This window comes from Gilvimarinus sp. F26214L, from assembly GCF_054401055.1.
The window spans coordinates 85,123-100,007 of sequence record NZ_JBTIYG010000015.1 but is presented as its reverse complement, the minus strand read 5'-3'; the positions used below and the strand labels follow the sequence as shown (position 1 = coordinate 100,007).

General features: G+C 60.6%; 11 protein-coding genes. 6 read left to right on the top strand and 5 right to left on the bottom strand.

Annotated features, from left to right (window positions below; all coding sequences use genetic code 11):
* Window positions 1-269 precede the first annotated feature (269 nt).
* The 3 genes from ACURWW_RS14985 to ACURWW_RS14975 form a co-directional block, all read right to left on the bottom strand.
* The gene (locus ACURWW_RS14985; protein ID WP_445618310.1) at window positions 270-1,442 is read right to left on the bottom strand and encodes a lipase family protein; all 1,173 of its coding nucleotides are present in this window, start codon (window positions 1,440-1,442) and stop codon (window positions 270-272) included.
* Between the two features lie 8 nt (window positions 1,443-1,450).
* Window positions 1,451-1,909, bottom strand: a complete 459-nt coding sequence (locus ACURWW_RS14980) for a DUF6795 domain-containing protein (RefSeq protein WP_445618309.1) — start codon at window positions 1,907-1,909, stop codon at window positions 1,451-1,453.
* Between the two features lie 390 nt (window positions 1,910-2,299).
* A complete protein-coding gene (locus ACURWW_RS14975; RefSeq protein ID WP_445618308.1) occupies window positions 2,300-4,345 on the bottom strand; it encodes a TonB-dependent receptor in 2,046 nt (681 codons plus the stop codon).
* Between the two features lie 510 nt (window positions 4,346-4,855).
* On the opposite strand from ACURWW_RS14975, the gene nadA reads away from it, so the two are divergent.
* Both nadA and yghU read left to right on the top strand, forming a co-directional pair.
* Window positions 4,856-5,902 carry a quinolinate synthase NadA gene (gene nadA, locus ACURWW_RS14970; protein WP_445618311.1) on the top strand — a complete coding sequence of 349 codons (1,047 nt, stop codon included), beginning with the start codon at window positions 4,856-4,858 and terminating at the stop codon, window positions 5,900-5,902.
* Window positions 5,903-6,461: 559 nt separating this feature from the next.
* On the top strand, window positions 6,462-7,301 hold the full coding sequence (gene yghU / locus ACURWW_RS14965; protein ID WP_445618307.1) for a glutathione-dependent disulfide-bond oxidoreductase: 840 nt from the start codon (window positions 6,462-6,464) through the stop codon (window positions 7,299-7,301).
* A gap of 119 nt (window positions 7,302-7,420) precedes the next feature.
* Here the strand turns inward: yghU and ACURWW_RS14960 are convergent, their stop codons facing one another.
* Together ACURWW_RS14960 and ACURWW_RS14955 are read right to left on the bottom strand one after the other, a co-directional pair.
* Window positions 7,421-10,567, bottom strand: coding sequence for an efflux RND transporter permease subunit (locus ACURWW_RS14960; protein WP_445618306.1), 3,147 nt, complete (start codon window positions 10,565-10,567; stop codon window positions 7,421-7,423).
* A gap of 9 nt (window positions 10,568-10,576) precedes the next feature.
* Window positions 10,577-11,767, bottom strand: a complete 1,191-nt coding sequence (locus ACURWW_RS14955; RefSeq protein WP_445618305.1) for an efflux RND transporter periplasmic adaptor subunit — start codon at window positions 11,765-11,767, stop codon at window positions 10,577-10,579.
* A 233-nt stretch (window positions 11,768-12,000) separates the two neighbouring features.
* Here ACURWW_RS14955 and ACURWW_RS14950 point away from each other — a divergent pair, with 233 nt between their 5' ends.
* The 4 genes from ACURWW_RS14950 to ACURWW_RS14935 all read left to right on the top strand — a co-directional run bounded on the left by ACURWW_RS14950 (window position 12,001) and on the right by ACURWW_RS14935 (window position 14,729).
* On the top strand, window positions 12,001-12,663 hold the full coding sequence (locus tag ACURWW_RS14950; protein ID WP_445618304.1) for a TetR family transcriptional regulator: 663 nt from the start codon (window positions 12,001-12,003) through the stop codon (window positions 12,661-12,663).
* Window positions 12,664-12,739: 76 nt separating this feature from the next.
* Window positions 12,740-13,141 carry an ectoine synthase gene (locus ACURWW_RS14945; RefSeq protein WP_445618303.1) on the top strand — a complete coding sequence of 134 codons (402 nt, stop codon included), beginning with the start codon at window positions 12,740-12,742 and terminating at the stop codon, window positions 13,139-13,141.
* 179 nt (window positions 13,142-13,320) lie between these two features.
* Window positions 13,321-13,701: a DUF427 domain-containing protein gene (locus ACURWW_RS14940; RefSeq protein WP_445618302.1), complete on the top strand. Its 381-nt coding sequence runs from the start codon at window positions 13,321-13,323 to the stop codon at window positions 13,699-13,701.
* Between the two features lie 281 nt (window positions 13,702-13,982).
* Window positions 13,983-14,729, top strand: coding sequence for a SapC family protein (locus tag ACURWW_RS14935; RefSeq protein WP_445618301.1), 747 nt, complete (start codon window positions 13,983-13,985; stop codon window positions 14,727-14,729).
* The last annotated feature ends 156 nt before the right edge of the window (window positions 14,730-14,885 follow it).

Genomic DNA, 14,885 nt, shown 5'->3' with positions numbered 1-14,885 from the left:
GAGAACGTTTTTCTGCGGTGGTCATGCTACTCTCCTTCTGAATAGTGAATCAGGAGGCTAGCAGGACCGAGCACGGGGTTTTAGATGGGGTTTGCTGATCGCTTACAGAATGCCAGCCTTGGAATTCCGTTTGTGTTGGGTTACGGCCTGCGGCCTAACCCAACCTACGGGCAATGGCGAGTTTTCGATAGTCTGTGCGTAGGTTGGGTTATTGAAGCGTAACCCAACAGGGCGTTTCGGAGTGCTCGTCCGCAGTACAGTTTGAATGACTAAATAGCCCGTCCCTTCACCAAGGCATTGCTCAATGCTTTTTGCGCGTAATCGTTGGCTTTTCGCTGAAGCTCGACTAGAACAGACCGGATAAAGGTTTGGCTTAAGTCGGCAGCTTCCACCGCATCACCGTGTCCGGTGATGATCATTATCTTCCGAATCAGGTGGACAACCCAGGTCGAGACGACCTTGGAAACGTCGAGGCCCCGGTTCAAGATGTAAGCGAGCGAGTCGAGCAGAGTGAAATAGCTTGATGCCGCTTGCGAGATGATTTGCGCAGCGCCGTGCATGCACTGCCTCAACACATAGAGGAGCGCATCATTAAGCCACTCAAGGTTGGTCAAGGTCATGCTCAACGGGCGAGTGTCCTCCAGCCATCGAGCAATGGCTGCATCGGTTCGTCGCGGTGGCTTGAGGGCGGCCAGGGATTTCCAGGTCTGGCCGGTAGCAGATTCAACGTAGCTACGCGCCTCGTGATATTTGATCGCGGGAACGATACCGGGTGAGGGTACGTAATAGTCGGCGCCCTGGTTCGGGACATGGATAAAGGGCCAGATCGGTAGGCAGGGGACCAGGTCGGTTTGGTGGTAAACGCGAAACATGCTCTCGCAGCCGATTCGTTGGGTGCAGATATCGGCGAACCCCATGAGGCCAACGCGGGGGCTGCCAAATGTATACAGATAGGGTTTGATCCTGTAAGTGCTTGTGATCCATTCTGCGCAGATGGTGGCAAGAGCACCGCCCAGGCTGTGGCCGATGCAGTGGACCGTTGTTCCCCGGAAACCTCGCATTGCTTCCTGCAACTGGTGTCGCATGCTGCGCAAGGCCTGGGCAAAGCCATCGTGTATTGGCTGGCCATAGGCGGACCGGGAAAGTGTGAAGTTGAGGCTGGTGAGGTGATCCGCGAGATATTGGGTGCCGCGAAAGATTGCAAACGTGTGGCCTGCAAATGAACCCTTACCGGAGACTATAAAACCAAAAGCGGTACGGCACTTGATAAATCCGGGACCACCGGTCTTGCCCCTGACTGTACTGCTTTCGTTGAAATCGAATTGCTGGCCCCATTTCAAGTTCAGTTTCGAGATCGCGCTTTTGAGGTCTTTCATTTGGGCCAGCGCGTAAACGTCGCTCGCAAGTTCGGCGGCTATATTTGGAAGTAGTGCGTTGCCCATTGGTATGCTCACTCATCGCCAGTATCGAAGAATGGCCCGGTAATCTTCGGGTCAGGTTCTACATCCCAGGTGCAGCGACTGCTGATCCAGCCGTGATTCACAAACAGATGAACTTCGTCTGCCTCGAGGTTGCATTCGACGACCAGGGGGTTCCCCCTCGACTCTGCGTTTTCGGAGGGGTCTCGCTTGATCCCATCCCACACCACGTATTCCTTCCCCTCGTGTATCGCCACCAGATCCTGCTTGGCTACAAACTCCTGCGGCAGATATTTGGATATTGACCGTTCATACAGCGGCGGAAACTCGAAGTAGCCGTTCTCGTCGGTGGTTGTTTCGTCCCGTTTCGGGCTGAATTCCAGGGACGCGGTGCGGACCAGTCGGGCGCCAGCCACTGGTTCTCCATGCAGTTTGATCACGCCCGAAATGCCCGAAAACAGGCAAAGTTTCCCGAAATCACTCAGGCTCATGGCACAAGCTCCAGCGGCGGTTATGGTTAACAGGAGAGATAATAAAAGAGCGGTCTTCATTGGGTGGGCCGATCTATGATTTGTGCATTTTTTGTGATCGCTCGCGCTACACGGCGCTCCGCTTTTTGTAGGTTGGGTTAGCGCAGCGTAACCCAACACAGCGAGTCAGCGTGCGACTTTGGAACTCCGATCGTGTTGGGTTACGGCCTGCGGCCTAACCCAACCTACGCGGCGGGTGCATTGCGCGGTCTGTAGGTTGGGTTAGTGCAGCGTAACCCAACACGGCGTGTCAGAATACCGTGTCGGTTGCGCGCGTCTGCGGCCATTATGGCGCCGCGGATTGTGCGGGTCATCAGAAGAAGGACTGACAATTATGGTTTGCTATCGCCCCTAAAACTGCACCTTAAATCCGATGGACGGAAACACACCAAGCCCTTCCGAGCGGGTTGTGTGCATGTCGCCGCTGATACGGTCGGGTGTGGAGCTGATGGCCTGAAGGTTCTCCTGGTTGTAGGCGTTGAGCAGGTCTACGAACATGCTCCACATGCCATAGCCGGTAGGGCGGGAATACTCCGCACGCAGGTCCAGGCGGTGGTAGGCGGGCAGGCGTTCGCTGTTTAGCGGGCCGTAAATCGATTCTGACACAGCGGGGTTATTTGCGTTGGGCCGGGTGTCCACTACGGGGGTGTATAACTGGCCGCTGCGGTAGGACCACTTCATTCCCAGCAGCCAGCGCTCGGATGCCTGGTAGTTCATCACCCAATTCACAATGGCCGGCTTGTCGTAGTCGGATTTCCAAACTTCCCCGCTGCGCTCGTTGCGGCGCTCGGAGCGGGACAGGCTTACGGCCAGCCAGCCGTAGAGCTTTTCAGTCAGGTCTTTTTTCAGGAGCAGTTCCAGCCCGTAGGTTTCGCCGCTCACGTCGTTGCTGTAGCGGTTCTGGAAATCCGGGTCCCGGTCGGCGCTTAAACTGAGGGGCAGGTTGTTCAGGGATTTGTGATAGGCCTCGACGCGCCAACTCCAGCCCTCGCCGAACCGCCGTTCCACACCCAGCACCGAATGGGCGGATTCGATGTAGCCGAGTTGCGGGTTGCCAAGGGCCGGGGCGAACTCGCCGGGTTCGGGCAATTGAGCGTAGTGCCCGTAGGCAGCGTGGAGCCGCCACTGTTCGGTGGCTTGCCATTGCAGACGCAGGCGCGGATCAAGCGCCTGCCCGTTGAGGTAGTCGTCCTGCATGTAGTGCAATCCAGCGCGCAGAGAGAAGTTGGGCGAAATGCTCCAGAAGTCTTCCAGGTATCCCACTTGGCTGTTCATCTCAAAGTGGTCGTCGAGGCGAACCAAAGGCGCGTCGATGGTGGGGCAGGCCGGATCGAAGGAGGAGCAGGGCGGCAGCTTAGCGTTCAGGCCTAGCTGATATTCGGTCTCTTCCAGCCAGCCACCTACCGTAAGATGATGCGCTTCGCTCAAGTTTGCATCCCATTGCCCCCGCAGCATCTGCCGGTCGGTGTCGATATTCAGGAATTGGGCCGTGCCATAGTGTGCGTTGTCGTAATCACTGGTGCGGGTGATGGTCAGGTTCAGCCCGTGCTTGCCGCTCTCGGACAGGCGATCCCAGGCGAGCCCGTGACTGTCGAAGCCGGTGGTCACCGCGGCGGGGCCGGCGAAGGCGGGGTCGCGGCGCGCCATGTCGGAATGGGGGCGCAGTGTCGCGGCCACTTCATCGGAGGCTCCGGCGGCAAGCACGGTGAGCCGGTTGAGTGGATTGAGGTCCCAGCGGTACTTGAACTGATAATCCTCCGCCACCGGCAGTTGCTGAATGGTTACGCCGGAATTTTCATCGATGCTTTCGGGGTCTTTCACGAACTGGTCGAACAGACTGCGGCGGTAGGAGGCGTAAAAAGCCTGGTTGTCAGTGATCCCACTTTCCAGCAACAGCCCTGCGCTGAGAAAGCTGGCGTCCAGTGTGGTGCTAAAGGCCTGGTTGCGGGGGTCTCGCAACTGCACATCGATAACGGCACCCGTCGCATCGCTGAACTGGCTGCCGAACGCCGCGGGGTACAGGTCAAAGGAATGAATCAGTTCGTGGCTTAGAATGCTGTTCCCGAACATGTGGAACACATAACGGGCGGGAATGAAGTCCACGTAATAGCCGTTGTCGTCCGGCGCGGAGCCTCGCACAGCCGGCTCGCTGCTGTGGTCGGAGGTAAAGGTTACGCCCGGTAAACTCAGGGCCGCGGCCAGCGGATCAATGCCGGCGCCGGCCACATTCAGCAGCCGCTCGGTCTCGGGCTCCATTTCGGTTCGCAGGGCGAGTGCCTGGCCCGTAACCACCACTTCCTCAATCAGTTCGTCATTCCGGTCATCCGTATCCGGGTGCCGCCCGGCATGCTCCTCTGCAGCGTGCGCGCCGGGGCTCAATGGCGCGAACAGAGTCAAACACAAAGCAATCCTGCGATATCCCTCGCAATTCCACATGGGCGTCCTTGCTCCAAAATCGTGGCAATGTCGAGTTTGAGACTGGACGAGAAAAGGGAAGTTGCGGGCGGAAGGGGAACCGGGTGCTGAAGAGTGCCACGCGTTTCGCAATTACGTAGGTTGGGTTAGCGAAGCGTAACCCAACAGAGTTGGTGCATGGTGTTGGGTTACGGCCCTTCGGGCCTAACCAAACCTACGGGGTATGGTGCGGGGTGTCGGGCACGGGGCTCGCGTCGCGACAGGTTGTGTAGGTTGGGTTAGCGGAGCGTAACCCAACAGAGTTGGTGCCCTACGGGTGCGGGAAGGGAACTCGCGCCAGTCATGAGTGACTAAAAAATGTACAAAGGTGTGCCGGTGAACCGCCCGGGGGCGGGATCGAGCGGGCACCTGTGCTAAAATCCGTCTGTTTTTCTCAGTCAGGACCGCTGATTCCAGCGCCACATCACGCCTATGACCCTTGTTAAAGAAGCCATGACTCCCCAGGAGCTGGTTCAGGTGTATCTGGACCAGGCCACCGCCGCACCTGCTTACAGCCCAGAGCAGCTCGCAGCCTATACGGCGAAGATTAAGGAGCTGTTACAGCAGCAGAACGCCGTGCTGGTGGCTCATTACTACACCGATCCCATGGTCCAGGCTCTGGCCGAGGAGACCGGTGGCTGTGTGTCGGATTCACTGGAGATGGCCCGGTTCGGCCGTGACAACCCCGCCTCGACCCTGATCGTGGCCGGTGTGAAGTTCATGGGCGAAACCGCCAAGATACTCAGCCCCGAGAAGCGGGTGCTGATGCCCACCCTGGAGGCCACCTGTTCTCTCGACATCGGCTGCCCCGAAGACGAGTTTGCTGCCTTCTGTGACGCCCACCCGGATCGCACCGTGGTGGTTTACGCCAATACCTCCGCCGCTGTGAAGGCGCGGGCGGATTGGGTGGTGACTTCCAGCATCGCCCTGGACGTGGTGGATTATCTGGATAGCCGTGGCGAGAAGATTATCTGGGCCCCGGACAAGCACCTGGGCCGCTACGTGCAAAAACAGACCGGCGCCGATGTGCTGCTGTGGGACGGTGCCTGCATCGTTCACGAGGAATTCAAGGCCAAGGGCGTGGAGGATCTCAAGGCGCGTCATCCGGACGCCGCCGTGCTGGTTCACCCGGAATCCCCGGAGTCGGTGGTGGCGCTCGCGGACGTGGTGGGCTCAACTTCTCAGCTCATCAATGCGGCCAGGAGCCTGCCGAATCAGGAGTTCATCGTCGCCACGGACCAGGGCATCTTCTACAAGATGCAGCAGACCTGCCCGGACAAGATATTCCACATCGCACCCACGGCCGGCAACGGCGCCACCTGCCGAAGCTGCGCCAACTGCCCCTGGATGGCCATGAATGATTTGGAACGCCTGGCCAAAGTTCTGGAGCACGGTGGCGAGGAAATTCACGTGGACCCGGAGCTGGCTCGTCGCGCCATGATCCCCCTGCAGCGCATGCTGGATTTCAAGAAGGCTCCAACCCCCGCCGAGATGGCGTAAGGCCCCCGTAGGTTGGGTTAGCGAAGCGTAACCCAACGGTTTGTCCATTCTCCCTGAGCGCACCATGTTGGGTTACGGCCTGCGGCCTAACCCAACCTACGATCCCGGTCGTCGTGTAGGTTGGGTTAGCGAAGCGTAACCCAACGTTTATTCCAACTCCCTAAGCGCACCATGTTGGGTTACGGCCTTCGGCCTAACCCAACCTACGATGTCCGGGTCGTCGTGTAGGTTGGGTTAGTGAAGCGTAACCCAACGGTTGGCCAATCTCCCTGAGCGCGCCATGTTGGGTTACGGCCTGCGGCCTAACCCAACCTACGATGTCCGGGTCGTCGTGTAGGTTGGGTTAGCGAAGCGTAACCCAACGTTTATTCCAACTCCCTGAGCGCGCCATGTTGGGTTACGGCCTGCGGCCTAACCCAACCTACGATGCCCGGTCGTCGTGTAGGTTGGGTTAGCGAAGCGTAACCCAACATCCGGACCGGATCATGCTGACTAAACATGGCAGCAGCACTGCGGTATGGTATGGGAACATCTTCGGTCACATGGACAATGCAGCATCATGAGCGACTACAACACCTACACTCCCCCCAAGGTCTGGACCTGGGAAGACAAAAACGGCGGGCGATTCGCCAATATCAACCGGCCTGTGGCGGGCCCTACCCACGAGAAGGAGCTGCCGGTCGGCACTCACCCGCTGCAACTGTATTCCCTGGGCACACCCAACGGCATCAAGGTCACTGTTCTGCTGGAAGAGCTGCTGGCTCTGGGCCATGCCGGTGCGGAATACGATGCCTGGTACATCAACATTGGCGAGGGGGATCAGTTCAGCAGCGGCTTTGTGGCGGTCAACCCCAACTCGAAAATTCCCGCTCTGCTCGATACCAGCACCAACCCCCCCACGCGCGTGTTCGAGTCGGGCGCCATCCTGCTTTACCTGGCGGAAAAGTTCGGTGCGTTTGTACCCACGGAGCCGTCCGCCCGCGCGGAATGCCTGTCCTGGCTGTTCTGGAATATCGGCAGCGCACCCTTTCTCGGTGGCGGCTTCGGCCACTTCTTCGCTTACGCGCCCGAGAAATACGAATACCCCATCAACCGCTACGCCATGGAAGCGAAGCGCCAACTGGATGTACTGGATCGCAATCTGGCTGAACGCAAGTTCCTTTGCGGTGACGACTACAACATCGCGGACATGGCCAACTACGCCTGGTACGGCCAGATGGTGATTGGGGACATCTACGGGGCCCAGGAATTCCTGGATGTGGGCACCTATCAGAACGTGGCCCGTTGGGCCCGGGCAATTCGGGAGCGTCCCGCGGTGCGCAGGGGCGAGCGCGTCAACCGCACCGACGGTGTGGAAAAGCCAGTGCGCGAGCGCCACGCCGCCAGCGACCTGGAATGACGCGGGGGCCGGATGTTGCGAATGGGCGGCCTGCCTCTGCAAATTTGCTGACAGGCGGCCCGCCCCGATCCTTCCGGCCCGAGCTGGGCCGCCTACACGTTGCCTGAACCGCGCCGCCTTTATTGCACGTGTTCAGCGGTGCCGGCCGCAGCCGTTTCGGCTTTGGCCTTGCGCCCAAACAGCGACTGCACCACCACAAAAAACAGCGGGATAAAGAAGATCCCGAGCAGTGTGCCCACCAGCATCCCGCCCAGCACCCCGGTGCCGATGGCCCGCTGCGCGCCTGAGCCGGCGCCGGTGGAAATGGCCAGGGGCAATACGCCGAAGCCGAAGGCCAGCGAGGTCATCAGAATCGGGCGCAGCCGGTCGCGCACTGCCTGCAGGGTGGCCTTGATCAGGTCCATGCCTCCTTCCAGATACTGCTTCGCGAACTCCACAATCAGAATGGCGTTCTTGCTGGTCAGGCCCACGGTCGTGAGCATGGCCACCTGGAAGTAAATGTCCCGCTGCATGCCCAGGGTGGTGTTGGCCAGCGTTGCGCCGAGAACCCCCAGGGGCGCCACCATCAGTACGGCGGTGGGTACGGTCCAGCTTTCATACAGCGCCGCCAGACAGAGGAAGACCACCAGCAGCGACAGTGCATACAGCAAGGTGGACTGGGCGCCGGCTTCCTGCTCCTGGTAGGACAGGGCCGTCCACTCCAAACCAAAGCCCGCAGGCAACTGGCTCACCAGCCGTTCCATCTCAGCCATCGCCTCACCGGAGGACACGCCGGGGGCGGGTTCGCCGTGAATCTCCATGGCGGACACACCGTTGTAACGCTCCAGCCGTGGGGAGCCGTAATCCCAGTAGGAGCGCCCGAAGGCGGAGAAGGGCACCATTTCGCCGTGGCTGTTTTTAACCGACCACTGGTTGAAGTCCTCCGGTGTCATCCGGTAGGGCGCGTCCGCCTGCACATACACCCGCTTCACCCGGCCGCGATCATTAAAGTCATCAATGTACTGTCCACCCCATGCCGCCGACAGGGTGGCGTTGATGGTGGCCGTGGAAAGGCCCAGTGAAGCGGCCTTTTTGTTGTCGATGTCCAGACGCAACTGGGGCGTGTCCGGTTGACCGTTGTGGCGCACGTTCTGCACCAGCGGGCTGGCTTCGGCCATTTCGAGCAACTGGTCCCGCGCCTGGGACAGGGCTTCGTGGCCCAGGGCGCCGTTGTCCTTCAGGAAGAAGGAGTAACCGGCGGCGATGCCCAGTTCCGGCATGGCCGGCGGCACAAACACGTTGATCATTGCATCCTTTACCTGGCCGAGTGCTTCCATGCCGCGGTCGGCCACTGCTTTGGCGCTCAGGTTTTCATCGGTGCGCTCGTCCCAGTCCTTCAACTTCACGAAGGCGATACCGGTGTTCTGGCCTATCCCCGCAAAGCTGAAGCCCTGCACGGTAAAAACCGATTCCACCGCCTCTTTCTCGTTCTCCAGGAAGTGGGATTCCAGCGCGCGGATGGAGCGCATGGTGCGTTCCTGGGTCGCGCCCACGGGCGCTTGCACCATGGCCAACAGTACGCCCTGGTCCTCATCGGGCAGGAAGGCGCTGGGCAGGCGCATGAACAGCACCGCCATTACTGCAGTGAGCGCAACAAAAATTGCCATGAAGCGGCCCTTGCGCGCGAGTATGCCGAACACGCCGCGCTCGTAACGGGCGCTGCCCTTGTCGAAGGTGCGGTTGAACCAGCCGAAAAAGCCCGTCTCGCCGTGGTGTTCCCCCTTCTTGAGTGGCTTCAAAAAGGTTGCGCAAAGCGCGGGAGTCAGCACGATGGCCACCAGCACCGACAGCGCCATGGCCGAAACAATGGTCGCGGAGAACTGCCGGTAAATGACCCCGGTGGAGCCGCTCATGAAGGCCATGGGGACGAACACCGCAGACAGCACCAGACCGATCCCCACCAGCGCGCCGGTGATCTGATCCATGGACTTGCGGGTGGCCTCCAGAGGCGAGAGGCCTTCCTCGCTCATCAGGCGCTCCACGTTTTCCACCACCACAATGGCGTCGTCCACCAGCAGGCCGATGGCGAGAACCATGGCGAACATGGTGAGCATGTTGATGGAGAATCCGAGTGCGGCCAGAACTCCGAACGTGCCCAGGAGCACCACCGGAACCGCAATGGTTGGAATGATCGTGGCGCGGAAGTTCTGCAGAAACAGAAACATCACCACAAACACCAGCGCAATGGCTTCGAGCAGGGTTTTGACCACGTTGTCGATGGACACCTGCACAAACGGTGTGGTGTCGAAGGGAACAACCACCTCCAGGCCCGGCGGGAAGTAGGGCTCCAACTCCGCCAGCGCCTCCTGAACGGCGGCGGAGGCTTCCAGTGCGTTGGCGCCGGTGGCCAGGGAGATGGCGATCCCCGATGAGGGCTGGCCATTGTAGTTGGCCTTGAAGTCGTACATCTCCTTGCCCAGTTCCACCCGTGCAATATCGCCGAGAGTCAGAACCGAGCCGTCCGCAGTGCTGCGCACCACGATTTCGCGGAATTGCTCCGGCGTTTGCAGCCGGTCCTGAGCGTTGATGGTTGCGTTCAATTGCTGGCCATCGATTGCCGGTGCGCCGCCCAATTGCCCAACGGACACCTGGGCGTTCTGGGCCTGGATTGCGCTGACCACCTCCGGTACCGCGAGTTTGTAGGTTTCCAGCTTGCTGGGGTCCAGCCAGATGCGCATGGCGTACTGGGTGCCGAACACCTGAATGTTGCCCACGCCCGGCACACGGCTGAGCGGGTCGGCGATGTTCGCACCCACGTAATCCGCAATGTCCCCCTCATCCATGCTGCCGTCGGTGGACACAAAACCCACCACCTGCAGGAAGGTGCTGGTGGACTTGCTCACGTTAATGCCCTGGCGCTGCACCTCCTGGGGCAACATGGGCATGGCGAGTTGCAGCTTGTTCTGCACCTGCACCTGGGCAATGTCCGGGTCGGTGCCGCTGGCAAAGGTGAGCGAAATGGTCGTCATCCCGTTGGAGGAACTGTTGGACGAGAAGTAGAGCAGGCCATCGAGGCCTTTCATGTTCTGCTCGATGATCTGCGTCACCGACTCCTCCACCACCTTGGCGGAAGCGCCCGGATAGGTTGCCCGCATTTCCACGGTGGGCGGCGCCACCGTCGGGTACATGGACACCGGCAACTGGGTAATGGCCAGTCCGCCCGCGAGCATGATCACAATGGCGATCACCCACGCGAACACCGGCCGATCGATAAAGAAGCGCGCCATAAATCAGATCTACCCCTCGTTCCGGGTGGAGGACGATGCGTCCGCGAAGCCGGATTCCTGGCCGGCCGCATTTGAGGACATTTCGGTGATCTGATGGGCCGCCAGCTCATCGCCGGGCTGGACCTTTTGCAGGCCTTCCACAATCACCCGGTCCCCGGCGGACAGGCCGCTTTCAACCAGCCACTTGTCGCCCACCGTGCGGCTTACGGTCACCTGCCGCACCTGCACCTCATCATCGGCGCTAAGCACCATGGCCGAAGTACCGCCCCGGGGAGTGCGGGCGATGCCTGGCTGAGGCACCAGTATGGCGTTCTCCCGAACGCCCTGGCCGATCATTGCCCGCACATACATGCCGGGCAGCAGGGTGTGGTCCGGGTTGGGTACCACCACCCGCAACAGATTGCTGCCGGTGGATGGGTCCACGGTCACCTCGGAAAACGCCAGGGTGCCCTGGTGCTCGTAGGGCGTGCCATCTTCCAGGATGACGGTGACCGGCAGTTTGTCGCCGCGGGACAGGCGCCCGGCCTCCAGCGCTTTGCGCAGGGCCAGCAGCTCGCTCACGGACTGGTTTACGTCCACATAGATGGGGTCCAGTTGCTGGACGGTGGCCAGGGGCTGACCCTGATTGGCGGTAACCAGTGCGCCGGGCGTCACCGTGGAGCGGCCGACCAGACCGGATATGGGGGAGCTGATGCTCGCGTAGTCCAGAATCACTTTGCTCCGGTCCAGCGCCGCCTGGGCCACGGATACATCCGCCGTTGCCTGTAGCAGGGTGGTCTTGGCCGTGTCGTGCTCCTGCCGGCTGACTGCGCCGGTCTCCACCAGCTCTTCAATACGCCTGGCGTTGAGCTGGGCAATTTCCAGCGCGGCCCGGGCGCGCTCGAGGGCCGCCTGTGCGCTCTTGTAGTCTGCCTGGTACATGGCGTCGTCCAGTTGATACAGGGGCTCGCCGGCTTCCACCAACCCGCCTTCCGTGAACAGACGATCCTCAACGATACCGCTGACCTGTGGGCGAACCTCCGCCACCAGATAGGGGTTGGTGCGACCGGTCAGCTCGCGGGTGAGCGTAACCCGCTCGGGCTTGAGCGTTACCACGGATACGGCCGCCGGCGGCTCGGCCGGAGGCGGGGCTTCATTGCTGCATGCACCGAGCAGAACTACAGAAAGCAGTGCGGCGACGAATGGGGTATTCCTTTTCACTGAGTGACCTCTTGTGAATCCGTAATTGGGGTTGGCCCGGATAACTCACCAGCACGCTCGGGGTCTGCCTTGGAAACGGCTGAGCGAATAATGGTGGGTCCGGCAGGGGCAGTTGCCGATGGTTGCGCATCTTATACATTCATGCATGTATGTCAACGTATTTATTCATGAATGAATATGACGTATGATTGCGTGCAAACGTTCCCCAATGTGAGCACGGCTCCGAGAGAGAAATGGCAAGACGCACCAAAGCAGACGCGCTGGAAACACGGGAGAGCATCATTGATGCCGCCATCTCCGTGTTCCATGAACGGGGGGTCTCGCGGCCCTCATTGACGGACATCGCCGAGCTGGCCGGTGTCACCCGCGGCGCAGTCTACGGCCACTTTAATAACAAAGCCGACCTGCTCAACGCAATTACCTCCCGCATCCGTTTACCCTCCGATACCCTCTGCGATACCGATCCGGCTCGCGTTCGCGACGATCCTCTGGGAGAATTGCGGGCCCGTTGGCTCGAGCTCTACGAGAAAGCCACCACAGACAGGGAATGGCAACTGATCCTGGACATTATTTTCCACCGCCTGGAACTGGTGACCGAAAGCGGCGAGATCCGCGACCGGGTTGAACAGGGCCACAGCCTGGCCATCCAGCGGATGCGCAAGCTGCTCAAGCTGGCAGTGGAGGCGGATCAGCTACCGAAGGATCTGGATATCAAACTGGCCGCTTCCGTGCTGCACGGTTCGCTCATGGGCATTGTTCAGGATTGGCTGATCAAGCCCGGCGAATACAACCTGGTCAAAACCCGCGAGCGCAATGTGGATGCATTGTTCGACATGCTGCGGCTGTCGGGCGCATTGCGAAAAACGCGCAAGGGCTCCGGCGGGAACGGCCGGTAAATTGCTGGTCCGCACGAGCCCCGGGAGAGCAAGTGCTCAAGCTGAACGAATTACAAACCCGAAAGAGGAGTAATCTATGATCGTCCGTAACCTGGAAGAGTGTCGCAAGACCGACCGCTACGTTGAGGCCGAAAACGGCAACTGGGACAGCACCCGGCTGGTCCTGGCCGATGACAACGTCGGTTTCTCCTTCAATATCACCCGCATCCGTCCGGGGACCGAAACCCACATTCATTACAAGCATCACTTTGAAGCCGTATTCTGCTACGAGGGCGAAGGCGAAGTGGAAACCCTGGCCGACGGCAAAAAGCACCCCATCAAGGCGGGCGACATGTACCTGCTCAACGAGAACGACGAGCATCTGCTGCGCGGCCTGGAGAAGGGCATGACCGTGGCCTGCGTATTCAACCCCGCCCTGAGCGGCCGCGAAGTACACCGCAAGGACGGCTCCTACGCGCCGCCCGAGCTGGAAGACTGAAACTGAACATGACCTGGCCGTTATCTGTTCGGGCTCGTCCCGGACACACGGCCATCGCCGCACCGCGGCGAATCCACGAACCCCGGCCCTTGCGCCGGGGTTCTTCGTTATGAGCGGCCCGATTCCTGCTGACACACCCTCGCAGCCAACAGCACACACCCGTTGAAAAGGAGGTTGTCATGACCCATTCACCCGGACACCGCAAATGGCCCGACCACAAGGTGGAGGAAAAGCAGCTCAGCGATCACGTTCAGGTTCTGGTTCGCGGGGAGGTCATTGCGGACTCCCAGCACGTTATCGAAGTGGATGAAACCGAGCACCCCGCGCGCTTCTACATCCCCAAAAGCGATGTGGACATGAGCAAGCTCTCCCCCTCCGATCAAACTTCGACCTGCCCCTTCAAAGGCAGAGCCAGCTACTACAATCTCGCCGATGGCCAGGGGGAGTTGCAGGACGCGGCCTGGAGCTACGATGACCCCTACGAGGAGCATGCGGACCTGAAGGACCACATCGCCTTCTACGACGACAAACCGGAGATCGAGGTCAAGCGCATCCATTAAACGCGCAGCGCGCGACCCCTCCTGCACAGACTCCGATCCGGGCCCGCCAACCGCGGGCCCGTCCGAAGGCCCCGCGGCGGCCGCAATCCCGTCATCCGCCAAACAACGGGGCGCCCGCAAACCGCGACCGGCGGCCAAGCCCGGGAATTGCGCCTTGCGCTCACGGGCTCACTCAACAATACTTCACGACGTTCCGCCACATTTCCGGCGGACCGGAATCACATCGTATAAAAAGCCCGCACGCGAGCGCGCCGGCATCAAGCAAGACCGAGGAGCCAAGAATGAGTGAGTTGTTGTTTTACGGGAAGACGGTCCCACTGAACCGCGAGAAGCATAAAAACCTGAAGTTCAAGCCGCTGGTGGACCTGAGCTTTTCCAAGCACGCCAACTCCGTGCCCGTGGCCGGCATCGAGTTCTTTGAAGCGAGTCGCGACCTCGCCATCCTCTTCACCAAGTCCCCCAAGGGCGACTACGGCCCCGTAGCCCTGCTGTCCCTGCGCAACGACGGCCACGATATGGTCACGGAAGAGGGCAAATGGCGGGGCCAGTACATCCCCGGCTTCATCCGCCGCTATCCCTTTGGCCTGACCGAAAACGGAACAGTGTGCCTGGATGAGACCTGCCCGGCCTTCTCGGAGAAAGAGGGCGAGCCGCTCTTCGACGGCGACAAGAGCACCGAGCAACTGGACCGGGTCGTAAACTTCCTGCAAGCCTACGATGCCGATATCAAGCGCACCCGCGCGTTCTGCGAGGCCCTGAAGGAACAGGACATGCTCATACCCTTCGACGCCCAGGTGGGTGGCGGCAGCGGCGGCTCCGTGCGCCTGCAGGGCCTGTATGCCATCGATGACAAGAAGTTCGCCAAACTGTCCGGCGAAACCCTGGAGCAGTGGTTCCAGCGCGGCTGGGTTGGCTGGGTCTTCGCCCACCTTCATTCCCTGGGCGCACTGCGCCAACTGCCCCGCCCGGCACCCAAGCCGGACGCCCAGCCCGAGGCCGCCAACTCACCGGAAGGCGAGCCCGCCTAAGACCCCGGCACGTTCCACCCGCGCGGGCGACCTGCTGGTCGCCCGCCTGCCGCTGCCCTGTTAAAAATCCCGCACATTGTCGTTTTCGTCCCCGCCCGCTCGACTGATCTCTGACCATCACGCCTCAGCAGCGTGATGCACTCGCACCCACAACTT

Excerpts from the sequence above, each read along its gene's own strand:
- ACURWW_RS14985 (WP_445618310.1), bottom strand. The coding sequence starts at position 1,442 with ATGGGCAACGCACTACTTCCAAATATAGCCGCCGAACTTGCGAGCGAC.
- ACURWW_RS14980 (WP_445618309.1), bottom strand. The coding sequence starts at position 1,909 with ATGAGCCTGAGTGATTTCGGGAAACTTTGCCTGTTTTCGGGCATTTCG.
- nadA (WP_445618311.1), top strand. The coding sequence starts at position 4,856 with ATGACTCCCCAGGAGCTGGTTCAGGTGTATCTGGACCAGGCCACCGCC.
- yghU (WP_445618307.1), top strand. The coding sequence starts at position 6,462 with ATGAGCGACTACAACACCTACACTCCCCCCAAGGTCTGGACCTGGGAA.
- ACURWW_RS14960 (WP_445618306.1), bottom strand. The coding sequence starts at position 10,567 with ATGGCGCGCTTCTTTATCGATCGGCCGGTGTTCGCGTGGGTGATCGCC.
- ACURWW_RS14950 (WP_445618304.1), top strand. The coding sequence starts at position 12,001 with ATGGCAAGACGCACCAAAGCAGACGCGCTGGAAACACGGGAGAGCATC.
- ACURWW_RS14945 (WP_445618303.1), top strand. The coding sequence starts at position 12,740 with ATGATCGTCCGTAACCTGGAAGAGTGTCGCAAGACCGACCGCTACGTT.
- ACURWW_RS14940 (WP_445618302.1), top strand. The coding sequence starts at position 13,321 with ATGACCCATTCACCCGGACACCGCAAATGGCCCGACCACAAGGTGGAG.
- ACURWW_RS14935 (WP_445618301.1), top strand. The coding sequence starts at position 13,983 with ATGAGTGAGTTGTTGTTTTACGGGAAGACGGTCCCACTGAACCGCGAG.